Raw genomic sequence first — 25605 nt, forward strand, 5'->3', positions numbered from 1 at the left:
AGAGAAGAAAAATGACAAAAAAACCTTATAAAGTAATGGCTCTATCAGCACTTATGGCAGTATTTGCAGCAGGGAATATTATGCCGGCCCATACGTATGCAGCAGAAACTGCAGTAAAGCAAGCTCCAGTTCATGCGGTAGCAAAAGCTTATAATGACTATGAAGAATATTCATTAGGACCTGAAGGCCTGAAAGACGCAATGGAAAGAACAGGTTCAAACGCTTTAGTAATGGATCTATACGCTTTAACAATTATTAAACAAGGTAATGTTAACTTTGGTAATGTATCGTCTGTTGATGCGGCTTTAAAAGGAAAAGTGATCCAGCACCAAGATACAGCTAGAGGAAATGCGAAACAATGGCTAGATGTATTAAAACCACAGCTTATTTCAACGAATCAAAATATTATTAATTACAATACAAAATTCCAAAACTATTATGATACGTTAGTTGCTGCGGTAGATGCAAAGGATAAAGCAACTCTTACGAAAGGTTTAACTAGATTATCAAATAGTATTAATGAAAATAAAGCGCAAGTAGATCAATTAGTAGAAGACTTGAAGAAATTCCGAAATAAAATGACGTCGGATACTCAAAATTTCAAGGGAGATGCAAATCAAATTACATCTATATTAGCTAGTCAAGATGCTGGAATTCCGCTATTGCAAAATCAAATCACAACGTATAATGAAGCGATTAGTAAATATAATGCAATTATCATCGGTTCATCTGTTGCGACAGCTTTAGGCCCAATTGCAATTATCGGTGGTGCTGTTGTAATTGCTACTGGCGCAGGAACTCCGCTAGGAATCGCATTAATTGCAGGTGGAGCAGGAGCTATAGGTGGTGGTACAGCTGGAATTGTACTAGCTAAAAAAGAACTGGATAATGCACAAGCTGAAATTCAAAAAATAACTGGACAAGTTACAACTGCCCAATTAGAAGTGGCAGGGCTAACGAACATTAAAACTCAAACGGAATATTTAACAAATACAATTGACACTGCAATTACAGCATTGCAAAACATTTCAAATCAATGGTACACAATGGGATCAAAATACAATTCTTTACTTCAAAATGTAGATTCAATTAATCCGAATGACCTTGTTTTTATTAAAGAAGATTTAAACATTTCGAAAGATAGCTGGAAAAACATTAAAGACTATGCAGAAAAAATTTATGCTGAAGATATTAAAGTAGTAGATACAAAAAAAGCATAATCGAATATGAATCGTTAGAGCGTTAAGTATTGATAAACGAGTTAAAGCTCCTGTTCAGTTGTGAGCAGGAGCTTTTTATATCCTTATAAAGAAAAAAGGTGGAAAGTATGCAGAAAAGATTTTATAAAAAATGTCTTTTAACGTTAATGATTGCTGGGGTGGCAACGAGTAATGCGTTTCCTTTATATCCTTTCGCGGCGGAACAAAACGTAAATACATTACAAGAAACTGCGAAAAATTATTCTCTCGGACCAGCAGGATTCCAAGATGTAATGGCGCAAACGACATCGAGCATATTCGCGATGGATTCATATGCAAAATTAATTCAAAATCAAAAGGAGACTGATTTGAGCAAAATAAGTTCGATTAATGGTGAGTTTAAAGGGAATATGGTGCAGCACCAAAGAGATGCAAAAATTAACGCAGCATATTGGTTAAATAGTATGAAACCTCAAATTATGAAAACGGATCAAAATATTATTGATTACAATAATACTTTTCAAACGTATTATAATGACATGCTAGTAGCGGTTGATCAAAAGGATAGCGGTAAATTAAAAGCTGATTTAGAAAAGTTGTATGCGGATATTGTAAAGAATCAAAATGAGGTAGAGGTATTATTAGGGGATTTAAAAGCTTTTCGCGATAGAATGGCGAAAGACACAAATAGTTTTAAAGAGGATACAAATCAATTAACGGCGATTTTAGCAAGTACGAATGCGGGCATTCCAGCTTTAGAGCAACAAATCAATACATATAACGATTCGATCAAAAAGAGCAATGATATGGTTATTGCCGGTGGTGTACTTTGCGCAGCGCTAATAACATGTCTTGCTGGCGGACCGATGATTGCGATTGCGAAAAACGATATCGCAAATGCAGAAAGAGAAATCGCCAATTTAAAAGATAGAATTTCAGGAGCACAAGCAGAGGTCGCAATTTTGACTGATGTGAAAAATAAAACAACAAACATGACAGAAACAATTGACGCAGCAATTACAGCACTGCAAAACATATCAAATCAATGGTATACAGTAGGGGCAAAATATAATAATTTACTACAAAACGTAAAAGGAATCAGTCCTGAAGAGTTTACGTTTATAAAAGAAGATTTACATACAGCAAAAGATAGCTGGAAGGATGTAAAGGATTATACAGAAAAATTACATGAAGGTGTGGCGAAATAAACAATGGCGGTTATTTATCGTTTTTTGTGCAATTACTGTTCTTATATTTAAGTTACCTAATTATTATGTTACAAACACTTGTAATAATTAAAACACCTGCATTGTGCAATACAAGGTTGTAGTAGCACCACTGTAACATAAAAGTTGCAAGTGCTGCTATTTCCATGAATATCGGTAGCCGTACAAGTTACGGTAGTGGTTCCCACATTAAAAAAGGAGCCGGATGGTGGGAAGCAAGTCACCGAAGCTACACCACAGTTGGTGCTTGCAGTAGGTGCAAAGTTGACTATAGGTTCTACCTGACAAGGTGCAATAGCTACAGTAATGTTGGCAGGACAATTGATGATCGGTGGTTCAGTATCATTTACTGTGACGGTAAAGGAACATGTAGCTGTGTTTCCAGATGCATCTGTGGCTGTACAAGTCACAGGAGTGGTTCCTACAGAGAAGAAGGATCCAGAAGCTGGCGAACAGGAAAAAGTTACACCTGGACAGTTATCTGTAACCGTAGGTTGAAATGTAACAATAGCACCGCATTCACCAGGATCATTTGCTTTTGTAATATTGTTAGGGCATTGGATTTTTGGTGGTTCAGTATCGTTTACTGTAACCGTAAAAGAGCATTCTCCAGTTCCTCCACAAATGTCAGTAGCAGTGCAAGTGACAGTGGTTTCACCTACTGGAAATAGGGATCCAGAAGCAGGGCTGCAGCTAAAAGTCACTCCAGGACAGCTAGTACTTACAGTTGGCGGTGGATAGTTCACTATCGCCCCACAAACACCCGGGTCATTATCCTGAGTGATATTACCAGGACAGCTGATGGATGGGATCCGTTCAAGATCACTGATGTTGCCAAAGATATCTTGACTGTTGTTGCTCCGAGTGTCAGTCCATACTGAGATTAACTTTTCCGGTTCCGGCAAAGCTGGAGGAATAAAGGCAGAAAAGATATAATCGCCTATAAATGTGCACGGATTACCAAAGGAAGGATCGGCGTTAGGGTCAAAAGAAACGTCTGTTATCCGTGTATTTGTAAATGTGGCTCCACCATTAGTCGAAACTGCTAAAAAAACATCTAGAAGAGAAGAAGATTCCCGGTTTGTATAGTAAATCACGGTTACGGTGCCACTACATGGGGAAACTGCTACAAACGGGAAAAAATTTTGGGTATTCTCAGGACTATTATCAACACGTATTGGGGCTGACCATGTGGCTCCGCCATTATCGGAGAAAGACAAAAGGATATGAGCATTTGTTGGGTCGTTAGCTTGCCATACAGCATACACCCTCGCAAAGTTTGCAGAGCCAAAACATTCTGATCTATCTACCGCGAGAAAAGCAAAGGTAGGTACACGGAATGCCCAGGTAGGGACCGCTGGAGTTAGAGGATCGGGAACTCGAATAATAGCACTGACATTAACAGTGGGACCGAATGTTACCCCGCCATCATCTGATCGGCGAATTCGAAATGTGGCGCTAGTGAAATCTCCCTCAATCCAAGCGACATATACTTCCCCATTCGGACCTACTTGAACATTTGATCCTTGTACAAAGGAGGTAGGTCCTGCAATTACCCCTGAGATTGCAACTGGTGGCAGCCATGTTGATCCACCATCTATAGACCTTTGAAGTAAAATTTGAGAGGTTCCTGTATCATTAGTAAACCTAGTATAACTAATATAGGCATTCCCTACAAACGAACTTGATGAGGTCTTGTCGAATGCAAGATATTCTTTATCATCAAAGAAATTGTTATTTATACCAGAAACGTTAATGGCATTAGAAAAGGTTGCTCCATCGTCAACTGACCGATAAACAATGATTGATGCTCTATCTACTGTTGATGAAAGAGGTTGAACAGCGATACCGGCTAATAGCCACCTATTGTTTAGATCGGCGTCTATGATTGGATCGCCAGTATTTCTGAACCCTGCTGGGACTGGGAGAAAATTAGTCGTGAATGTGGCCCCACCATTAGTGGATCGATATAATCCAAATTGAGGAAACCCACTTGGAAGCGTATAGGCGTGAGAAGCAGCAATAATTGACATTGGATTATTTGGATTGACCCCAACAGTAGGCTCATTTTCGGGATTTCCATTTAATGTTGAGATTCGAAAATCAGTTGAGTCCACTTGCTGTATTGATATGGATGAATTATCTCTATTTTCTCTATGTCCATTATTTTGGTTTATAATTTGTTGTCTTTGTGGTGCACTCATTTTCTTAGATAAACTTTCTTCTAACATGAAATACTCACCTTCTTATTATTTTTAATCGAGCTTGTCTAACATTTGGAATATAAATCAAACTGTGCAAAATATTAGTTCGCACACTATAGTATATGAACTTCTAAAAATAGGGTTTGGACAAACTCTCATTTATTTAAAATCCCCCCCTAAAATGAAAAAACACGCTATCCTTTCTGTAGAATCAAAGAAAAGGAGCAGCTAGTATTGGGGATTGAACGAGAAGTAGTAGCGTGGTATCGAAGCTCAAAAACGTAGGTTAGATTATTTCACTAATACGGACTTTAGTTGAAGAACAAGCCATAATAAAATGGCTGTTTAATATATTAGTCATGTATAATATGTTAAACAACTTATGTTCTTTTTTTCTAAATTTAATAGATAAGATGAATATAAGAATTAGAGGAGGGGGAAAATTGAGATTTTTCACGATATTCGCATCAAGGAACGATACAAATGATATAGAAGGTTTCATTACTCAAGTTTTCCAAAATAGATTCAAGGTTGAACGCAATAAAAATGAATATACTATTCAATCAAAGGGACTATTTGGCAAAAATAAAATTATTATTCGGGTGGATTCTGAAGAATCATCTCCTGATTATTTTTCCAATAATATTCCTGGAATGATGCATATGTACGATCAAATTGCATTTCAAGAAGAACGTCTTAAGAGGATGGTTTTGGCACAGATTTCTGTAATTAATACCATAATTGCTATAGAGACGAAGAAGGATTATAGTGATGACTACGTGGAGCTGTTCCTTAAGTTACTTAATCAGGTAAACGGTATTGGTTTTATCCCTGATCGAACTCTCATCGGGAAGGATGGACAAGTAATCGTATTTCCCGATGGATCCTCTGGTCCTTCAGAATTTACTCCTCACGCATGTACGAAAAAAATAACGGGACAGAATAGTACTTCTACCGATGGGGAAAAAAGAAGACAGAAATCGATAAGCTACCTGCAAGATAAAGGGATTCCATATATCGAAGGGTTGCCTCAATTGCCTCCTTTGACAAGTATTCAGTTAAGAAGTCGAGAAGAGATTACGAAGAGAGCGGTAGCTTTGCTGATTGTCATACAATATGCTTGTGATGTTGCCCAAGAAGGTGATTTGAAAACTTCCAAAGAGTTCGTCATGGAGCTGCTGAACAAATTCGATGTGGTTGAATCATTAACGAAGCAGGAAAGAAATTTCCTAAATTCAGAGCACCCTGACCAGAAAGAAGCAATACAGATTACATGGCAGTATGAAGCCCAATGGGTTTTACTTTGGTCAATAGGACTCATAAATACACTGAAATTTCCAAAAGATATCTGTGATTGTCATTACGCAATTAAACTTGTTTCTGATTGTAGTTCTTTTAATGAATTTTATCAACAAACAAGATTGCGAAGTGCAGAAGAGATGTTGGACGAGGCCGACCTCATTTATCGGCTTCATTGGGCTTGTGTACATGATAGAATTAATGAGAGAGAAGCAACTGCAGGTATGCAGGAAAGTATTGTTATTGAAAGACGAAGGGGCTTGTTCTGGCTAATCAATCATAGAAATGAAGATTGGGACTGCATTTCTATGGATACATAATCTATATTCTTTGTTTTGTAGAGCTTTTTTATTAAGGAAGTTCCATCAACGATGTTTAATGTTTGTTATCGTTACTACAAAAAAAACAAAAAGAATGAATCAAATATAAATCGATTTACATGTTTCAAGAGCATCTATATTGAGTTTATAAATATATACAATAAGGTTTCGTTGTATATATTAAGTGTAGTAGAAGTTCAGTTAGAAAAAATTCGGTATTCGAATTTTTTACATAAAGCTGTATAATGCTTGTAACGAAAAGGAAATACAGGAAAGGATATGTAATGAGTTACTATGGATAAAGATAAACAACAATTAAGCGTTGAAGTTGCAAGATTATATTATCAATCAGATTATAGTCAGCAAGAAATTGCTAATAAATTAAATATTTCAAGACCGACTATCTCTAGATTATTAAAGTACGCGAAGGAAAAAGGATTTGTTCAAATTAGTATAGCCGATCCATTTGCTGATTTAGATAACGTTGGAAATTTACTGAAAGAAAAATACAACTTGTTAGAGGCACATGTCGTATTTTCTCCAGTTCCAGAATATGCAACGATTACAGAATATATTAGTAAATATGCAGCTGAGTATATGGAAAAGACGGTTAAAAACGGTGATATCGTTGGTGTAAGCTGGGGAATGACGATGTATGAAATCGCTAGAAAAATTGTACCGCAACATGTAAAAGGTGTAGAAGTTGTCCAGTTAAAAGGCGGTATTAGTCATTCGAGTGTAAATACATATGCGAATGAGACCATTGCTTTATTTGCAGAGGCTTTTCAAACGACACCACGAAATTTACCGCTCCCAGTTATATTTGATAATGCAGTGACAAAAGAATTGGTAGAGCAGGATCGACATATTCATCACATTATCGAAATGGGGAAACAAGCAAATATTGCAATTTTCACTGTTGGAACAGTGCGAGATGAAGCGTTATTATTCCGATTAGGATATTTCGATAAGGATGAAACGAACATTTTGAAAAAACAAGCTGTCGGTGACATTTGTTCACGTTTCTTTGATGGAGACGGAAATATTAGTAGTGAAGAAATTAATAAGCGTACTATTGGAATTGAGTTAGAGGAACTGAAATTAAAGAAACGTTCAATTTTAGTTGCTGGTGGTAATAGAAAAATAAAAGCAATTGATGGTGCGTTACGTGGCGGCTATGCAAATGTATTAATTATCGATCAGCATACAGCGAAAGAATTGTTACATTATTAAAAAAGTTAGTAATAAAAGGCTTTCTCAAAANNTTTTGAGAAAGCCTTTTATTTAGTCGTGCATGAATGAAAAAGATTCCTTTTTTTAAAATAATTATGGATATTGAGATACATACTACCAGTGTTAACATCAAAGTTTTGATTTCAACATGTAATCTATATCAGTTGTTTTTCAGCTAGATTGCGTTTCATTCAATGTAAGAAACGCCTTTTCGGAAAAGAATGAACAAAATTTCAAAAGTGTATTTACATTTGTTCAACTAAGGGTTAGAATGAAGTTGTTAAAAGATATGAGGAGTGAATATAATGAACATTGCAAAGTTAATTGATCATACAATTTTAAAAGCTAATTCTACAAAAGAAGATGTTATGAAAGTAATCGAAGAGGCAAAAGAATATAAATTTGCTTCAGTTTGTATTAATCCTACATGGGTAAAGCTAGCTGCTGAAGAATTAGCTGGACATGATGTAGACGTTTGTACTGTAATCGGTTTCCCATTAGGAGCAAGCACGACTGAAACAAAAGCATTTGAAACAAAAGATGCTATCGCAAAAGGTGCAACTGAAGTTGATATGGTAATCAACGTAGGCGCTTTAAAAGATGGCGATAATGAACTTGTTGAAAAAGACATTTATGAAGTAGTACAAGCAGCAAAAGGAAAAGCTCTTGTAAAAGTAATCATTGAAACTTGCTTATTAACAGATGAAGAGAAAGTACGCGCTTGTGAATTATCAGTAAAAGCTGGTGCTGATTTCGTAAAAACTTCAACTGGATTCTCAACTGGCGGAGCAACTGCTGAAGACATCGCATTAATGCGCAAAACAGTAGGACCAAACGTTGGTGTAAAAGCATCTGGCGGCGTTCGTACACGTGAAGATGCAGACAAAATGGTAGCTGCTGGAGCTTCTCGCGTTGGAGCAAGTGCTAGTGTTGCAATCGTATTAAACGATGCAAAAGGTGCTACAGATAACTACTAATTACAAATGAATGAAAGAGCACTAGATACACGTTTCAAGTAAATTGTATCTAGTGCTTTAACAATTGAAAAAAATGTAAGCGGATACGAAAGGGAGAAGACGACTTATGAAATATTTAATAGGTATTTTCGGCCTCGTATTGATTTTAGGTATCGCTTGGCTGGCTAGTAATGATAGAAAGAAAGTCAAATATCGCCCAATCATAACGATGGTTATATTACAGTTCATTTTGGGGTTTTTATTATTAAATACAAGCGCTGGGAATATATTAATTAGCGGAATAGCAGATGGGTTTGGAGAATTATTAAAATATGCTGCTGACGGTGTGAATTTCGTATTTGGTGGATTAGTAAATCAAAAAGAGTTTTCATTCTTTTTAAGTGTATTAATGCCAATCGTATTTATATCAGCTTTAATAGGTATTTTGCAACATATTAAAGTATTACCTATTATTGTGAAATCTATCGGTTTAGCATTAAGTAAAGTAAATGGCATGGGGAAACTAGAATCGTATAACGCTGTTGCTTCTGCGATTTTAGGACAATCTGAAGTGTTTATTTCAGTTAAGAAACAACTAGGTTTATTGCCAGAGAAAAGAATGTACACATTATGTGCATCTGCGATGTCAACAGTATCTATGTCTATCGTTGGATCGTACATGGTGTTATTAAAACCGCAATATGTTGTAACCGCTTTAGTGCTTAACTTATTTGGTGGTTTCATTATTGCTTCTATCATTAACCCGTACGAAGTTACTGAAGAAGAAGATATGTTAGAAGTACAAGAAGAAGAGAAAAAGACCTTCTTTGAAGTATTAGGGGAATACATTATAGATGGATTTAAAGTTGCGATTACAGTAGCGGCTATGTTAGTTGGTTTCGTTGCTCTTATCGCATTCATTAATGCATTGTTTAAAGGTGTAATCGGTATCTCATTCCAAGAAATTCTTGGTTATGTATTTGCACCATTTGCATTTATTATGGGTGTGCCTTGGCACGAAGCAGTTAATGCCGGTAATATTATGGCAACAAAACTTGTATCGAATGAATTTGTAGCTATGACAGATTTAGCACAAGGAAACTTCAATTTCTCAGATAGAACAACAGCGATTATATCTGTATTCTTAGTTTCATTTGCCAACTTCTCTTCAATTGGAATTATTGCAGGAGCGGTGAAAAGCTTAAATGAAAAACAAGGAAATGTAGTCGCAAGATTTGGTTTGAAATTACTTTTCGGTGCAACATTAGTAAGTTTCTTATCGGCAACAATCGTTGGCTTATTATTTTAACAGATTCATATAATATGAAAAGGAATGGTGATTATAATGAGAATGGTAGATATTATTGCGAAAAAACGTGACGGAAAAGAATTAACGACTGAAGAAATCAAATTCTTTATTAATGGATATACAGATGGAAGTATTCCGGATTATCAAGTGAGTGCACTTGCAATGGCAATTTTCTTTAAAGATATGACAGATCGTGAACGTGCAGATTTAACAATGGCAATGGTTGAATCTGGAGAAACGATTGACTTATCAGCAATTGAAGGAATTAAAGTAGACAAACATTCAACTGGCGGTGTTGGTGACACAACAACATTAGTATTAGGACCATTAGTTGCTGCTTTAGATGTACCAGTAGCAAAAATGTCTGGTCGTGGTTTAGGACATACAGGCGGAACAATTGATAAATTAGAAGCGGTAGAAGGATTCCACGTTGAAATTACGAACGAGCAGTTCATCGATATTGTAAACCGTGATAAAGTGGCTGTTATCGGACAAACAGGAAACTTAACACCAGCTGATAAAAAGATTTATGCATTACGTGATGTAACAGGAACAGTAAACTCAATTCCATTAATCGCAAGTTCAATTATGAGTAAAAAAATTGCAGCAGGTGCTGACGCAATCGTACTTGATGTAAAAACAGGTGCCGGCGCATTTATGAAAACAGAAGAAGATGCAAAAGAATTAGCACATGCAATGGTACGTATCGGAAATAATGTTGGACGTCAAACGATGGCTGTTATTTCAGATATGTCACAACCTCTTGGTTTTGCGATTGGTAATGCCCTTGAAGTGAAAGAAGCAATCGATACATTAAAAGGCGAAGGTCCAGAAGACTTAACAGAATTAGTGCTTGTATTAGGTAGCCAAATGGTTGTATTGGCGAAAAAAGCAAATACATTAGAAGAAGCACGTGAAATGTTAATTGAAGTTATGAAAAACGGAAAAGCAACTGAGAAGTTTAAAGAGTTCTTAAGCAATCAAGGAGGAGATAGCTCGATTGTAGATCATCCAGAAAAAATGCCACAAGCGAAATATGTCATTGATGTACCGGCTAAAACTTCAGGCGTTATTTCTAACATTGTTGCAGATGAAATCGGTATCGCAGCTATGTTATTAGGTGCAGGCCGTGCGACAAAAGAAGATGAAATCGATTTAGCAGTAGGTTTAATGTTACGTAAAAAAGTTGGCGATGCAGTAAAAGAAGGCGAGCCGTTCGTAACGATTTATGCAAATCGCGAAAATGTAGAAGATGTAAAAGCTAAAATTTATGAGAACATTTCTATCGCTGAAACAGCAGTTGCTCCAAAATTAGTTCATACAGTTATTACTGATTAATCATCATTACATTTACTTTCAGGGGGAAATAATATGGATAAGAAAAAATATATTGAAGAAGCAAATAAGATGTTATTAAAAGCGTATATTCCGTATTCTAAATTTCCAGTTGGTGCAGCATTAGTTACGAAAGAAGGTAAAATCTATACTGGTTGTAATATAGAAAATGCTTCTTACGGTTTATGTAACTGTGCAGAAAGAACAGCGATATTTAAAGCAGTATCAGAAGGTGAGCGTGATTTTAGTTACTTAGTTATTACAGGAGAAACGGACGGGCCGATTTCACCATGTGGTGCTTGTAGACAAGTAATTGCTGAGTTTTGTAATCCGAAAATGCCTGTATTACTAACGAATGTAAAAGGTGATGAAAAAGAAGTAACTGTTGAACAGTTACTTCCAGGCGCTTTCTCAATTGAAGATTTAAAATAAGTGAAGAATCCATTTCGCAATCAATAGATATGCTCCCCATTAGGTAGACAGATAAAAAATAAAAATCTGTTTATCTAAGGGGAGTATTTTCTTATGGCTCGAATGAAATATTCTAAAGCTGAAAAATTGGCTATTTTAGCTCTTTATAAAGATGGTCATCAATCAATAGCTGACATTGCTGATAAATTCTTGATTGATCCTGGGACAATTAGAGATTGGGAGAGAAGGTATGAAGCGAATGGTGAAGATGGCCTAGAAGAAGCACTTTCTTGGAAGCGTTATTCAAAAGAGTTAAAGTTAGCAGCCGTCAATGATTATCTATCTGGACACTATTCGTTAAGCAAGGTTATCCAAAAATACAATATATATAGTACTGCGATTTTGAGAAAATGGATAAAAAAGTATAATAGTCATAGAGAATTAAATATTACTAGTTTTAAATCTCCTCTTACAGCCATTGCATTCTTTTGAGGAAACTGAAACCTCTTTGACTACACCATGTTTAGAATTAATTCCATTCAGTAAATTTAATTAGTTGCACTTAACCTCTTCTTTATCGAATTTGTAGTAGCCATGTTTAACCAATAGATGACAATGTGCATCTCTCAATACACACCAGTTCTTCTCAACATTAAATTCTTCTATATGATTGTTAAGATAGAAAAGATATGTTAATGTATGGAAGGGGAACGTTAATGTATTGAAGGGGTGGTTTTATGAAGTTTGGTAAAAAGGGATTATTGGTTGTAGCAAGTTTAAGTCTTTTTGCTTTATCTGCGTGTGGAAAATCTGCAAAAGAAACAGTTGTTTCTTCAACAGAAAGCATTTTAAATGCAAAACAAATGGAATCAAGCGGTTCAATTTCTATTAAACTCGATTCTAATGCGAAAGATATGAAACCGGAAGATAAAGCGGCAATTGATATGTTAAAAAACATATCAATTACAGTTGATTCAAAAACAGATAAAGATGCAAAAAAAGATGAAATAACAATTGGTGCAAATATTAAAACAGATGCAATGAAAATGGATATATCGATTCCAATGCTTATGGATGAAGGGAAAAAGGCTTTATATGTAAAAGCGAATAATGTAAAATCACTATTACAATTAGCTGGAATTCCTAGTGATAGTTTTTCTACTCTAGAGGGAAAAGTTATCAAAATGGATATGAAAGATTTAGGAGAAGTAGATACAAAAGAATCTACGGAAATCCAAGAGAAAGTACAGAAATCGTTATTAGATGCAATCAAAGCGCTTCCTGAAGACAACTTTACAAAAGAAGAAGATGTATATACTGTGAAATTAACAGGTAAAGATTTAAAAGCAGTGATTGAAAAGGTATTTGATGAAATGTCTACAATGAAAAACTTTACTGGAACAAAACAAGAAATTGCAGACTTTAAGAAAGAATTGGAAGGTGCAAACCTTGGTAAATCTTCTGTTTCTTTAATTTATACAATGGATGGAAAAACAATTAAAAAACAGGATGCAGTAATTCATTTCGAAGCAAAAAATCCTAAAGATGAAAAAGAAACATTTAAATTTGATATGAATATTAATTCTGATATCAAATCTATTGATAAACCAATCAAATTCACATTCGATACTTCTGAAAAGAACATTGTTCCAATGGATGAGTTGCAAAAAATGATTGGTGAATTTATGAATCAATTCATGATGAATAGTGAATTGGATGGTGGGAAAGTAACTCCTGTTCAACCAGTTCCAACAGAACCTGCAGCATAAAAATACCCCTTAAGGGGCATAGCCATTAAGTTAGCAAAAATAAACCAGNNCTGGTTTATTTTTGCTAACTATAGAATATAAGCTTTCCTATTTGATATATTCCAATAGGATCTCAATATATATTTTTTTAGAGGTGTGTTGAAGTGGATTTTGATATTCTTGAGTTATACTAATAAGCTTTTCTACCAATTTTTAAAAGGCACATAAAGAAACGATAACCAGTGCTTGACATTTTCTTGTACGTTAAATCAGTCTTGTCTCATGTGCAAGTGATTCTAAGATAGAGGTATTAAAACTTTAGGCTAACTAAATGGTGTGAAAATAAGTGTAGGAGGAGAGTGAGAGTAATACGGTTCTGGTGCAAGAAATCTATAAATCTTGAATATATGGTGCGGAACCAGTGGTAGCCCTTCATCGATTGGAACGTCAATTTGAAGCATCGGCACCAAATGAAAAGTGGTTTACGGATGTGACTTATCTATTATTTGGAGAGCGTACCTTGTATTTATCAACGATTATGGATGCCTTTAATCGTGAAATTATTAGTTATGTCATCAGTGAATCACAAACGCTGACATTAGCGATGGAGACATTAAAAAAAGCAATGAGAGGGCGAAAAGTAAAAGATGTCATCCTTCACTCGGATCAAGGAAGCATTTACACCGCGAAAGAATTTCAAGCGTATGCCAAAGAAAAAGGCATTATTACCAGCATGTTCCGGAGAGGAAAAGGCCATGATAATGCGTCATGGAAAGCTTCTTTCGTCATTTGAAAAGCGAAGCTTTCTATTCACAACAGATAACAAAAGTATCCAACACAACTGTGCGAAAGATTGTACTAGAATACATTCATTACTATAATTGTGTGCGAATTCAAGAGAAATTAAACCACCTATCCCCTAAAGAATATAGGGAACAGATGGTTTAGGTGTTTTTTCATGTACTACTATTTGGGTGCACATCATTTCAGGCGGTTTTCTTTTATGCTTCTATATCTTTCCCCTCTGCTACCACTGTATCTCTCCACAACGCAAGCAGTTCTCTAAATTCAGAGGTCTCAATTTTACATTGATTATTTGGGGCACTCATAAAGAAGTTAATAGCACTGGTATGATTAGGTTCAATGTAGACTGCTGCTACGTTCCCTTCTATTTCATATTGCGGAACTTTTTGGTCTACTACATTATCTAAAATCTGTATATACTCATCTGCTTCATCATCTAAAATATCTTCTAAAAAATGAGAAATTATAGAAATCTCCTTTGGCAAACGTATTCTCAATCCGCCAAGTCCATCACGATAAAATTCGTATGTATATTTCATTTTTTACCTCCTAGTATAAACAGGATATGCGGTTATTTTCATTTCATCAGTTGATAATTTCGAAGCCAATTCTACAGGGGATAAATGTAATTATGTATATTTAATACAAGTCAAATGCAGAACTTACTTTATGCAACAAATTATGTTTATCATTTTAGCCAAGAAGATTCCTTTAGAACAAGGTATAGGCAATTAGTACAATCGAAAAGCAACATTAGTCATTGCTATCGATGGTAAAGTAAACGTATATAATTTAAAAGGGAACGCGTACAACAATACGAATAGTTATTTGTATGTGAACGTAAAAAATAACAAGACCGCCTCTGGCGAGGAGGGGGTCTTGTTATCTATTTTAGTTAAGATTACGGTTTTGTAAGTCATTTTCATACTCTGTTAACCATACTAACATCAAGTTCTTTAATTCAATCGTTTCAATTTCGCAAGTGTATTCTTCATCTTCCACATACCGGTGGATAATCTTTGTGAAATCTGGTTTAACGTCCAAATCACAAGAGTTACCTCTAAAATTTGCACAATTAATTTCTTTATTCAAAACTTTATCTAGTTCTTCTACCCACTCTTTACCATGAACATCATTCTCTAATAACTCTGAAACTAATTCAATTTCTTTTGGAAGTTTAATCATTAGGACATTAAAAGGTCCTTTAAAAAATTCATATGTATATTTCATAGAAAAACTATCCTTTCATTTATTGATATTTTGGAAAAGTAGGAATAATACGATCATTCAAATCGATAAATATTCTAATTTACATACTGTTTGATGTTGTACCAATATAACTATTTGATCTTCTTGTATATACTTTATTGTTATAAGCTTCTTTAATTGCTTGTAAGACTTCTACTCTACTCCATTCATTTGGGAAAAATGTAGAAGTTGGTCCTTTTACTTTACCATTAACGGTTATTTTATGCTTCATATACGCCATATTTATTAGGCTGTTTTGTAATCTTTAAAATTTCCCCTTCACCCATCATACTAACATGATGATATCCACCAGCGTCCCCTTTACCATTTATATTCCCATGAAGATATGAAATTGCAAGGCAATTTATATAACAAAGAATTCTCAGCAGTAAGAGATGGATGTGTTACATGTGGTCATGGTTTAATATTTGACGTATATAATGACAAGGTGAATATTAGGGGCAGAGACTTCAACACTTTGACAACAATTTGGAACGGTACGGTACAACTGAAACCGAATAAAATCGGCGTGTACGAAGCTGAAGATGGTGCGTTCGCTTACGCAACCATGAGCGATGACGTCAATGTGTTTAGTAGTAAGGTTGTCAATATGAACGATGGACGAGCATATTTAGAAATGCTTAAGATTGACGGAGGAACTTCAGGCGGTAAAAAATATTGAAAATAAGGTATGCGACTGACGCTACCAATAGTACCAAGAGCTTATATGTAAACGGAGAAAAGGTACAGACACTCCGCTTTCCGACTACCGGAGGCATGAGTTCCTATAGTGACGGTTCTACACGGAATATGAAGGTAAGTGCTGACAACATAACCCGCTTTAAAAGTATTGCTGAGGAAATGGGTCAGACCGTAACGTATACGGTAGGTGGAAAAAGTATTTTTATTATTTCCACTGTCTACTTGACAAGGAGCTGTTCAAATAGTTGTGAAATGGATTTTTTATTTTCGAAAATAGAATGTAATGTTTTGTTCATACTCCGTTCATAATCTGTACGTAAAATGATTGCATCGAATATGGAAAGTTTACAGCAGGAGGAGTATAATGAAGAAATTATATAATGCAGCATTCATGTACTTAATAATTGGTTTATTATCAGGTGTATTTGCAAGAGAGTATACGAAAGCACAAGGAATTAAAGGTTCTACTATGTTGCAATTAGTGCATACACACGTATTAGTATTAGGATTCATATTCTTTTTGGTCGCTTTCGCTTTATTTAAAGTATTTCAAATGCAAGATACAAAAAGTTTTCGTGCATGGTTTGTTGTTTATAATATAGGACTCATTTTTACTATTGCTACAATGGTATTTAGAGGTCTTCTACAAGTAAACGGAACTGATTTTAACGGTTTAAGCCATATGGCTGGATTAGCTCATGTCATTATAAGTGTCGGGCTCGTTTGGTTTATGATTTTGCTTAAAAAGTCTTTTAAATAGGTAGGAGTGGAGAATATGAATGTAGCACTTTTATCAAGTATCGTAGCAGTTTGTATGGCTGTTGGAGTAATGTTTCTACGTTTTAAAGCAGCGAAAAAACCAGTAACGAAAAAGAAAATTATATTACCACCGTTTTTTATGAGTACTGGTGCTATGATGTACTTCTTACCAGAGTTTCGGTTAACATCATTAGAAATAGTAGAAGCAATTGCAGTAGGGCTTATTTTCTCTATATTTCTTATTAAAACAACGAAGTTCGAAGTAAGAAGCGAACAAATATATATGAAACCGTCAAAAGCATTTATATTTATTTTAGTTGGCTTATTAGCAGTGCGAGTAGCAATGAAATCGTATTTAAGTCAATCGATCGATTTAGCACAGTTAAGCGGAATGTTTTTCTTACTCGCATTTGCGATGATTGTATCGTGGAGAATTGCGATGTATCGCTCATATGTTAAATTAGAAAAGACAATAAAAAGAGCTGGAATTTCTATATAGGAATTCCAGCTTTTTTATGTTTTATTGAAATTTTTTAGCGCGGAACTCATTTGCTAAATTTCAAACGATCTTGAGCGTCTTGTAATGCAAATGGTGTAACATTAATACCATTTGGATCAACAATTTTTGTGTTTAATAAAATGGAATCTAAGCTTCCGCGAAATGTTTTTGTATAGTTTTGTCGCAACATTTGTTGTTCTTGTTTTTCATCAATTGTTAATCCAGATGTTCTTTCTTTTTTTGCTAATTCGTTAATACGGAATAAAATGTTTTGCATTTGTTTTCACCTCTAGTTAAATTTAATTAAATTAGTTACTTACTAATTTATAGTTATTGTAACGCTTAATTTTTATTATGTCAATACCGTCTAAAAAGATTAAAAATTGACGAAAAATTATAACAATAATAAAATGAATAGCAGAAGACAATTAGCTTTACATATATAGAACGCTAGGGGGATTATTATGAAATCAACATTTTTTGCTCAAAATAGAGAGAGACTAACGAAAACATTACCAGATGAGTCCATTACTATTTTATTCGCTGGACAAGCACCTCACATGTCAGCTGATGGACATTATAAGTTTGTGCCGAATCGCAATTTTTACTATGTAACAGGAATCGATGGGCCGAATGTTATTTTCATGTTGAAGAAGCTAGGAAATAGCGTAGAAGAAATACTTTTCATTGAAAAATCAGATCCAGTGATGGAAAAATGGGTCGGTAAAACAGTTTCTAGTGAAGAAGCAGAGAAAATTTCAGGTATAAAGAAAGTTGTATATTTGGATAGCTTTGAAAAGACAATGTCAAATATACTTTTTACAGAAAATGTGAAGCACATCTATTTAGATTTAGAGCGTCGAGAGTGGAATGGTACGGAGACAAAAGTTTTAACGTTTGCTAAACATATAAGAGAACAATATCCACACGTTTTAATTGGTAACGTATATCCGAATATTTGTGAATTACGAGTGTTTAAAACAGAAGAAGAAATTGAAATTATTAAAGAAGCGATTGCTGTAACGAAAGATGGTATTTACAATGTGCTAAAGCATGCAAAAGTAGACATGATGGAATATGAATTAGAAGCTCATTTTGATTTTACGCTGAAATCAGCAGGTATTAAACATCATGCGTTTCATACAATTTTGGCGAGTGGTAAAAATGCCACAGTCCTGCATTATGAAGATAATGATGCACAAATTCAAAATGGTGATTTAGTACTGTTGGATTTAGGTGCTCAAAAAGACTATTACAACGCTGATATTAGTTATACATTCCCAGTAAGTGGAACATTCTCTAGTCGCCAAAAGCAAATATATAATATCGTGTTAAAAGCATTGAAAGAAACAACTGAACTTATTAAGCCAGGAGTAAAGTTTGCTGCATTAAATGAGCATACAAAAAAAGTACTAGCAGAAGAGTGTAAAGCAATTGGCTTAATTCAAGAAGACGAGGAATTGTCTAAATACTATTATCATGGAGTAAGCCATTTCCTTGGCTTAGATACGCATGATGTAGGAACATACAAAGATAGGGTGTTAGAAGAAGGTATGGTTATTACGATTGAACCAGGTTTATATATCGAAGAAGAATCAATCGGTATTCGTATTGAAGATGATATTCTTGTAACGAAAGATGGGTATGAAAACTTATCAAAAGATATCATTAGAGAAGTTGAAGAGATTGAAGAGTTTATGAGTGGAAATAATGCTCATGTAAAGGAAAATCAGTCTGTAGTTAAATAATAAGAAAAAGGTAACCGCTACGTTATGGGTTACCTTTTTTGCTATTGAGAAACTAAGTATCATTTCTTTTTAAGAAACAACGTCATAATAAATACGAGAACTGCTAATACAGTTGTTACGAGGAAAGCATCTTGCATACCTAAAATACTTGCCTCTTGTAAAGCCTCTACTTTTGGTAATTTTCCCATTAAGTCAGGTAAATAATTTTTCGTTTGTGTAGACATAACGGTTGTTAATAATGCGGTACCAATTGCTCCTGAAACCATGCGAGCAGTATTTGCTGCTGCTGCCCCATGACGACTCATAGAAGGAGGAAGCTGATTTAACCCAAATGTCATCACGGTCATCATAATGCAAGAAATCCCAAACATAAAAGTAGAGTAAAGGACAGTGACATATAATAAACTTGAATCTAAACTTAAATTTGTATAGAACCATGAAGTGACTATAATCGTAAGCATACCGACAAAAGTTAATGGTCGTATACCGTAACGATCTAAAATAATACCAGTTATAGGAGACATAATTCCCATCACAATTGCACCAGGTAATAAAATTAACCCAGTTTGAAGTGTGGAGTGTCCTAAAATATTTTGAATATAAACAGGTGTTAAAAGTTCTACACTATACATCGCAAGCGCAATAAAAGCTCCAATTCCAATTGTTAGTGCAAACTGCTTGTTTTTAAACACAGATAGGTTAAGCATAGGTTGTTCAGCGACTAATTCTCTCCAAATAAATAGACTAATAAAGATGACTCCAATGATGATAGTAACGATTACTTCATTTGTACTCCATCCAAGACTTCCAGCCATAGAAAATCCATATAATAACGAGCCTAAGCCAATTGTTGATGTAATTACACCTAACAAATCAAATTTAGGATTGCTTTTTTCTGTAACGTTACGTAAAAAGAAGAAAGCTAGAATTAAATCAATTATGCCAATAGGGATAATGATATAGAATAGAACTCGCCAAGAATAGTGCTGTAAAATCCATCCTGATAATGTGGGGCCGATAGCTGGTGCAAATGTCATAGCGATACCAATCATCCCCATTGCTTTGCCTCGTTTTTCAGGTGGGTACAAACTAAAAATAACAGTTTGTACGAGTGGCATCATTACACCAGCACCTGTTGCTTGTAGTAATCTTCCCACTAATAAAATTGAAAAGTTAGGTGCGATGGCACTTACAATTGTACCAATTGAAAAAAGTGCAACAGAACTTATAAATAACTGCCTTGTAGAAAATTTTCCGATAAGATACGCGGTGATGGGAATTACGATTCCATTCACCATAATAAATCCAGTACTCAACCATTGAACGGTATTTACATCTAATTGAAATACTTTACTTAATTCAGGAATTGCGACATTTAATAGCGTTTGGTTTAAAAGAGTCATAAATGATCCGAGAACAAAAATAGATAGAATTAATAACCTTGCTTTACTGCTCATATTTAATGAGTTGAATTTATGTTGAGTCGCTTCTATGATAATCATCTCCATTTATAGTGTATAAAATAAAAATTTCCGCAATCTTTTACATATAAAATCCCTCCGAAATATATTTTTAGTTTCTAAAATTCGATAATGAAGAAAGATATAATAGTTGTCAACGCAACTATTATATCTTTCTATTAAAGAAGTTAAATTGAAAAATAAATATATTAGTTGTTAACGCAACTAATATTACGGTAAAATTATAAATGAATCAAGTTTTATGTTTTTAGAGGGAATACTCCAATACTTTACATGAATGTTACAATTCAAATATGTATAATAATTGTATCAGCAATGTAATCTCAGAAAGGGGACTTACAAATGAATATAAACGATAAAGAGTCAGTTGGACGTTGGATTTCATTACTACATAGATATGGAAATGTGTATATAAATGAACAATTAAAAGAGTTTAATATTGGAGCAGGACAATATCAATTTTTGGCAGTGTTGTACGAAAATGAAGGTGCGTCTCAAGATGAAATAGCTTCCATACTAAAGGTTGATAAAGGAACAACTGCAAGAGCGATAGCTAAATTAGAAAAGGAAGGTTATGTAGAAAGAAAAGTATTTACAGTTGATAAACGTATAAAAAAATTATATTTAACGGATAAAGCATATACATTTGAAGCAAAACTAACTGAAATTTTATTGGGCTGGAAAAACATTTTAGTCGAAGATTTATCTACTGAGGAGCAAGAATATGTATTGAAATTATTTAAAAAGATGGCTGGAAATGCTGAGGTTTCTCTTGCTAAAATTAAATAATCAAGTAAAAAACAAAGTCGTTCCCATTCTATTCGTATAACGGGAGCGACTTTGTTTTTTTACTGATTTCTAATGGTTCACTTCGTTCGTTTTACATAATATAAGAAATTATCATTTACAAGTGTAAGAGTAATATCTGTTTAATGCGTATGTTGATTATGCTTAGAGGAGGGTGGAGGAGTATGATCTGGGAATGTTACGAATACAGAAATAATAATTACCCCACTAATTGAAAGTAATAATAAAAAGAGCCGGTGGATAAAAGTAGAAAAGGTTTCAGATAAAAGCTGAATCATACATGACATAGTTATCGTTATAGTAAGTAAAAGGCTGATGAACAATATGCTATGGGCTTGTTGCGCATTTAGCATTTCTGTAATCATAGCTCCCATCATACTGGCCATTAATCCAGAGAACATTCCTTCTAATGCAGTATACAGATGAAAACGTAGACCAACAAAAAAACCGATAAAGCTACTAATTAAAATAGCAAGCAAAGTAGAATATAGTAATTCTCCCTTAAAGAGAATCCCAAAATAAAAACCAATACTTAACCCGATACTCATACTAAAAGACATAATAAATACCATATACTCCATTAGGGTACCCCTGCGTTTAGAAACATACGATGTAATAAAAATCGAGATACAACAAAGTGTTAAGGTAGTTAATGTATAAGCAAACATCATGATACCTCCCTGTCCGATCATTCACTTCATCATATGTTCATAGGGGGAGTACTTATGCTTATTTATATCTGCATATTATCTGCACAATTTCAGGAATGGAAGGAAGTAGGCGCTTCATGTTTCAGGGCTTCTTTTTCGTTTGTGAGCAAGCGAAAGAAATTGTTATATAATGAGTTTCTATTGTGAAGCCATGACGAATAAGCGTATAATATTATAGTTATCCCATTACTTGGAGTAACCCGCGAATGATAAATAAGATTGTTGTTTTATCATCGCTTCTAAACATATATACAACGAAAGTAACACTGGAATACAGATAGGGAGTTATAAAATGAAATTAATTATTGCCGAGAAACCAGATCAAGGTTTGGCTCTTGTTTCACAGTTTAAATATCGCCGGAAAGATGGATATTTAGAAGTAGAAGCAAATGAGTTATTTCCAAATGGAGCGTACTGTACATGGGCAATTGGTCATTTGACGCAGTTATGTAATCCAGAATATTATCATGCTGAATGGAAGAAATGGTCACTTGATACGTTACCTATGATTCCTGAACGTTTTCAATTTGAAGTAACAAAGTCAAAGTATAAACAATTTAACGTTGTGAAACAGCTGTTACATAATCCGGGGGTAACAGAAATTATTCACGCGGGCGATGCTGGGCGCGAAGGGGAATTGATTGTACGAAATATTATTAATCTTTGTAACGTACAAAAACCGATGAAACGTCTTTGGATTTCATCTTTAACAAAGCAAGCGATTTATCAAGGATTTAAAAACTTGCTTGATGAATCAGATACAATCAATACGTACTATGAGGCATATACAAGGTCATGTGCGGACTGGGTTGTTGGTATGAATGCATCTCGTGTCTTTAGTATTTTGCTAAAGAAAAAAGGAATGAATGATGTATTTTCCGCCGGTCGTGTACAAACACCAACGTTAGCATTGATTGTAAAACGTGAGAAAGAAATTGAAAACTTTAAATCAGAGCCGTTTTGGGAAGTGTTTGCAACCTTTAATATAGAAGGAAAGAAGTATGAGGGGAAATGGGAGAAAGATAGTGAATCTCGCTTAAAAGACCCTGATATGGCAAATAAAATTGCGGCATTTTGTCAAGGGAAACCAGCTGAAGTGAAGGAAATGAAAACGGAGCGTAAAGAGTTTCAACCACCGCTTTTATTTAATTTATCATCACTACAAGCAACGGCAAATAAAGCATTTAAATTTTCACCGAAAAAGACACTTGATATAACGCAAGCACTATATCAAAAAGGGATAGTCTCTTATCCACGTTCGGATTCTAACTATGTTACGCAAGGAGAAGCAGCAACATTCCCTGATATTTTACAGAAATTAAGTCAATTCGATGAATATAAAGGCTTATTACCAGCACCAATTGAATCAATTATGAACAATAAGCGTTATGTGAATGAAAAGAAAGTTACAGATCACTACGCCATTATTCCGACAGAGCAAGTTACAAACCCAAGTAGATTATCGGGTGATGAAAAGAAAATTTACGATATGATCGTAAGAAGACTCATTGCTGCTCACTATGAAGTCGCAATCTTTGACTATACAACAATCATTACGCTTGTAGATGAACGTGCTGCATTCGTTTCAAAAGGAAAACAGCAAATTCAAGAAGGATGGCGTAAAGTTATTTTCCAAGACGATAAAGATGACGAAACGATTCTTCCAATTGTAGCTGAAGGTGAACTAGGAAAAGTTGTAAAGGTGAAAGTGAAAGAAGGAAAAACACAGCCACCGAAGCGTTATACAGAAGGACAACTTATTACGTTAATGAAAACAGCAGGTAAGTATTTAGAGAATGAAGAATTAGAGAAAGTATTAAAGAAAACAGAAGGTTTAGGTACGGAAGCGACTCGCGCTGGAATTATTACGATGCTGAAAGACCGTAAATATATAGATGTACAGAAAAACCAAGTGTATGCGACCGATAAGGGGAAAGTATTAATTACCGCAATCGGTGACAAAATACTAGCTTCACCAGAAATGACGGCGAAGTGGGAGCAACGCCTTGCCGAAATTGGAGAAGGTACAGCTTCACCAGCTACATTTATGGAACAAACGAAAAAGCTATCAGCGAAAATTATTGAAGATGCGGTGGAAATGTCTGAGAAGTGGGATTTCACTGGATTACATGTTGAATCGATTGAGCGAAAAGGATCGAAATTTACAACAGGTAAAAAGGTTGGTGGCTGTAAAAAATGTGATGGTGATGTAGTCGATAAGTCGACATTTTACGGTTGTGCTAACTATAATACAACACAATGTGATTTTACTATCTCGAAGAAGATTTTAAGCAAAACAATTTCGCAAAAGAATATGACAAAGCTCTTAAAAGGTGAGAAGACCGATTTAATTAAAGGTTTTAAAAAAGGCGAGAAAACGTTTGATGCGAAGTTAGAGTGGAAAGATAATAAGATTAATTTTGTGTTTGAGAATTAATTTATAAAAAGAGGATGGCAGTTAGATGTCATCCTCTTTTACATATATTGATGTAATGAACTGTGAATTCAGATAATTAAATGAAACTTCTTATTAAGAGAGGTGGAGGGACTGGCTCTTTGTAACCTCAGCAACCACATCCGCTTATTCCTTCTATTTATCATTCGATCATTGGGTAATGTATTTACATCAGCTTCAAATACAGTGTTAGTAATGTATGTGGAAGAAAAGCATGTACAACAGGCTATTCCCTTCTTATTAATGAGTAAGAGATAATAATTTTCGTTAATTATGTAATTTCTAAATAATAAAAAGCACTCCATATACTTGAGAAACTATGATAGATCAAGTGTATGGGAGTGCTTTTTAATTTTTAGAACTTCTTTAATATTAAATTACTTTTTATTTAGTTTTTCTTTTTCGTCTATTGAAGAAGAATAAGCTACTTCCTAACGCTGCGAATAACGCTCCTAATGATGTTAAAAGAGAATTTTCAGTGCTAGCACCGGCTTTTGGTAAAACTTTTGTAGAATTGTCAGATTCAATACCGGAATTGCTTTCATTATTCGAGCCATTATTCGATCCGTTGTTTGAGCCATTGCCAGATTCGTTGCTTGAACCATTGTCAGAGTCACCATCAGAATCAGAGTCACTGTCAGAATCGCTATCGGAGTCAGAGTCGGAATCAGAGTCACTGTCAGAATCGGAATCGGAATCAGAGTCGCTATCGGAATCAGAGTCAGAGTCAGAGTCGGAATCAGAATCACTGTCGCTATCAGAATCGGAATCACTATCGGAATCAGAGTCGCTGTCAGAATCGGAATCGGAATCAGAATCGGAATCGGAATCAGAGTCGCTGTCAGAATCGGAATCGGAATCAGAATCGGAATCACTATCGGAATCAGAGTCGCTGTCAGAATCGGAATCAGAATCAGAGTCGGAATCAGAATCAGAGTCACTGTCAGAATCAGAATCAGAGTCAGAGTCGCTGTCGGAATCGGAATCAGAATCGGAATCAGAGTCACTATCGGAATCACTATCTGAGTCAGAGTCGGAATCAGAATCAGAGTCGGAATCAGAATCAGAGTCACTGTCAGAATCAGAGTCAGAGTCAGAGTCGCTGTCGCTATCAGAGTCGCTATCAGAATCGGAATCAGAGTCAGAATCAGA

General features: G+C 34.9%; 24 protein-coding genes and 1 pseudogene. 17 read left to right on the forward strand and 8 right to left on the reverse strand.

Translation table 11 applies throughout. The features are described 5' to 3' along the window. The first annotated feature begins 11 nt into the window (after positions 1–11). Together nheB and nheC are read left to right on the forward strand one after the other, a co-directional pair. On the forward strand, positions 12–1220 hold the full coding sequence (gene nheB / locus COE49_RS04770) for a non-hemolytic enterotoxin NHE subunit B (RefSeq protein WP_098253224.1): 1209 nt from the start codon (positions 12–14) through the stop codon (positions 1218–1220). A 107-nt stretch (positions 1221–1327) separates the two neighbouring features. Then, complete coding sequence (nheC, locus tag COE49_RS04775) at positions 1328–2407, forward strand: non-hemolytic enterotoxin subunit C (RefSeq protein ID WP_098841120.1); 1080 nt, start codon at positions 1328–1330, stop codon at positions 2405–2407. A gap of 68 nt (positions 2408–2475) precedes the next feature. Here nheC and COE49_RS04780 read toward each other — a convergent pair whose 3' ends face one another. After that, positions 2476–4656, reverse strand: coding sequence for an HYR domain-containing protein (locus COE49_RS04780; RefSeq protein WP_098945739.1), 2181 nt, complete (start codon positions 4654–4656; stop codon positions 2476–2478). Positions 4657–5072: 416 nt separating this feature from the next. Between COE49_RS04780 and COE49_RS04785 the strand changes: the two genes are divergently transcribed. The 9 genes and pseudogenes from COE49_RS04785 to COE49_RS04830 form a co-directional block, all read left to right on the forward strand. After that, a complete protein-coding gene (locus COE49_RS04785) occupies positions 5073–6248 on the forward strand; it encodes a DUF4272 domain-containing protein (RefSeq protein WP_088231270.1) in 1176 nt (391 codons plus the stop codon). Positions 6249–6542: 294 nt separating this feature from the next. Beyond that, entirely contained in the window at positions 6543–7481 is a 939-nt protein-coding gene (locus COE49_RS04795) for a DNA-binding transcriptional repressor DeoR (protein WP_088231272.1), read from the forward strand. Positions 7482–7786: 305 nt separating this feature from the next. Further along, the gene (gene deoC, locus COE49_RS04800) at positions 7787–8458 is read left to right on the forward strand and encodes a deoxyribose-phosphate aldolase (protein ID WP_016088364.1); all 672 of its coding nucleotides are present in this window, start codon (positions 7787–7789) and stop codon (positions 8456–8458) included. A 106-nt stretch (positions 8459–8564) separates the two neighbouring features. Then, positions 8565–9746, forward strand: a complete 1182-nt coding sequence (locus COE49_RS04805; RefSeq protein WP_088231273.1) for a NupC/NupG family nucleoside CNT transporter — start codon at positions 8565–8567, stop codon at positions 9744–9746. 36 nt (positions 9747–9782) lie between these two features. Beyond that, the gene (locus COE49_RS04810) at positions 9783–11084 is read left to right on the forward strand and encodes a pyrimidine-nucleoside phosphorylase (RefSeq protein WP_002118293.1); all 1302 of its coding nucleotides are present in this window, start codon (positions 9783–9785) and stop codon (positions 11082–11084) included. 33 nt (positions 11085–11117) lie between these two features. After that, entirely contained in the window at positions 11118–11513 is a 396-nt protein-coding gene (locus tag COE49_RS04815) for a cytidine deaminase (RefSeq protein ID WP_088231274.1), read from the forward strand. Positions 11514–11606: 93 nt separating this feature from the next. After that, positions 11607–11984 carry a helix-turn-helix domain-containing protein gene (locus tag COE49_RS04820; RefSeq protein ID WP_088231275.1) on the forward strand — a complete coding sequence of 126 codons (378 nt, stop codon included), beginning with the start codon at positions 11607–11609 and terminating at the stop codon, positions 11982–11984. Between the two features lie 245 nt (positions 11985–12229). Continuing rightward, entirely contained in the window at positions 12230–13261 is a 1032-nt protein-coding gene (locus COE49_RS04825; RefSeq protein WP_098882646.1) for a hypothetical protein, read from the forward strand. Between the two features lie 382 nt (positions 13262–13643). Then, a pseudogene (locus COE49_RS04830) lies at positions 13644–14188 on the forward strand (IS3 family transposase); the annotation flags it as partial. Between the two features lie 53 nt (positions 14189–14241). Here COE49_RS04830 and COE49_RS04835 read toward each other — a convergent pair. The 3 genes from COE49_RS04835 to COE49_RS04845 all read right to left on the reverse strand — a co-directional run bounded on the left by COE49_RS04835 (position 14242) and on the right by COE49_RS04845 (position 15524). After that, the gene (locus COE49_RS04835) at positions 14242–14583 is read right to left on the reverse strand and encodes a hypothetical protein (protein WP_088231277.1); all 342 of its coding nucleotides are present in this window, start codon (positions 14581–14583) and stop codon (positions 14242–14244) included. Positions 14584–14935: 352 nt separating this feature from the next. After that, the gene (locus COE49_RS04840) at positions 14936–15274 is read right to left on the reverse strand and encodes a hypothetical protein (RefSeq protein ID WP_088231278.1); all 339 of its coding nucleotides are present in this window, start codon (positions 15272–15274) and stop codon (positions 14936–14938) included. Positions 15275–15353: 79 nt separating this feature from the next. Then, positions 15354–15524, reverse strand: coding sequence for an EndoU domain-containing protein (locus COE49_RS04845; protein WP_176549298.1), 171 nt, complete (start codon positions 15522–15524; stop codon positions 15354–15356). 120 nt (positions 15525–15644) lie between these two features. On the opposite strand from COE49_RS04845, the gene COE49_RS27520 reads away from it, so the two are divergent. The 3 genes from COE49_RS27520 (at position 15645) to COE49_RS04865 (ending at position 17252) form a co-directional block, all read left to right on the forward strand. Then, the gene (locus COE49_RS27520) at positions 15645–15974 is read left to right on the forward strand and encodes a hypothetical protein (protein ID WP_088231279.1); all 330 of its coding nucleotides are present in this window, start codon (positions 15645–15647) and stop codon (positions 15972–15974) included. 384 nt (positions 15975–16358) lie between these two features. Then, a complete protein-coding gene (locus tag COE49_RS04860) occupies positions 16359–16754 on the forward strand; it encodes a DUF2871 domain-containing protein (RefSeq protein ID WP_088231281.1) in 396 nt (131 codons plus the stop codon). A gap of 15 nt (positions 16755–16769) precedes the next feature. Then, positions 16770–17252 (forward strand): CcdC family protein, encoded by a 483-nt coding sequence (locus tag COE49_RS04865; protein WP_088231282.1) that lies wholly within the window; start codon positions 16770–16772, stop codon positions 17250–17252. Between the two features lie 46 nt (positions 17253–17298). Here the strand turns inward: COE49_RS04865 and COE49_RS04870 are convergent, their stop codons facing one another. After that, a complete protein-coding gene (locus COE49_RS04870) occupies positions 17299–17529 on the reverse strand; it encodes a DUF896 domain-containing protein (RefSeq protein WP_088231283.1) in 231 nt (76 codons plus the stop codon). 187 nt (positions 17530–17716) lie between these two features. Between COE49_RS04870 and COE49_RS04875 the strand changes: the two genes are divergently transcribed. Then, the gene (locus COE49_RS04875; protein ID WP_088231284.1) at positions 17717–19000 is read left to right on the forward strand and encodes an aminopeptidase P family protein; all 1284 of its coding nucleotides are present in this window, start codon (positions 17717–17719) and stop codon (positions 18998–19000) included. A 59-nt stretch (positions 19001–19059) separates the two neighbouring features. Here the strand turns inward: COE49_RS04875 and COE49_RS04880 are convergent, their stop codons facing one another. Beyond that, entirely contained in the window at positions 19060–20502 is a 1443-nt protein-coding gene (locus COE49_RS04880; RefSeq protein WP_249278325.1) for a DHA2 family efflux MFS transporter permease subunit, read from the reverse strand. A 321-nt stretch (positions 20503–20823) separates the two neighbouring features. Here COE49_RS04880 and COE49_RS04885 point away from each other — a divergent pair, with 321 nt between their 5' ends. Further along, on the forward strand, positions 20824–21270 hold the full coding sequence (locus tag COE49_RS04885) for a MarR family winged helix-turn-helix transcriptional regulator (RefSeq protein WP_088231286.1): 447 nt from the start codon (positions 20824–20826) through the stop codon (positions 21268–21270). A 140-nt stretch (positions 21271–21410) separates the two neighbouring features. On the opposite strand, the gene COE49_RS04890 is transcribed toward COE49_RS04885, so the two are convergent. Beyond that, a complete protein-coding gene (locus tag COE49_RS04890) occupies positions 21411–21956 on the reverse strand; it encodes a hypothetical protein (RefSeq protein ID WP_098882647.1) in 546 nt (181 codons plus the stop codon). 334 nt (positions 21957–22290) lie between these two features. On the opposite strand from COE49_RS04890, the gene topB reads away from it, so the two are divergent. Further along, on the forward strand, positions 22291–24435 hold the full coding sequence (topB, locus tag COE49_RS04895) for a DNA topoisomerase III (protein WP_098945741.1): 2145 nt from the start codon (positions 22291–22293) through the stop codon (positions 24433–24435). Between the two features lie 402 nt (positions 24436–24837). On the opposite strand, the gene COE49_RS27810 is transcribed toward topB, so the two are convergent. Continuing rightward, positions 24838–25605, reverse strand: a 768-nt coding sequence (locus COE49_RS27810; RefSeq protein WP_141556610.1) for an LPXTG cell wall anchor domain-containing protein, incomplete at its 5' end; no start/stop codon positions are given.

The organism is Bacillus sp. AFS029637 (assembly GCF_002584985.1).
Classification (GTDB): Bacteria; Bacillota; Bacilli; order Bacillales; family Bacillaceae_G; genus Bacillus_A.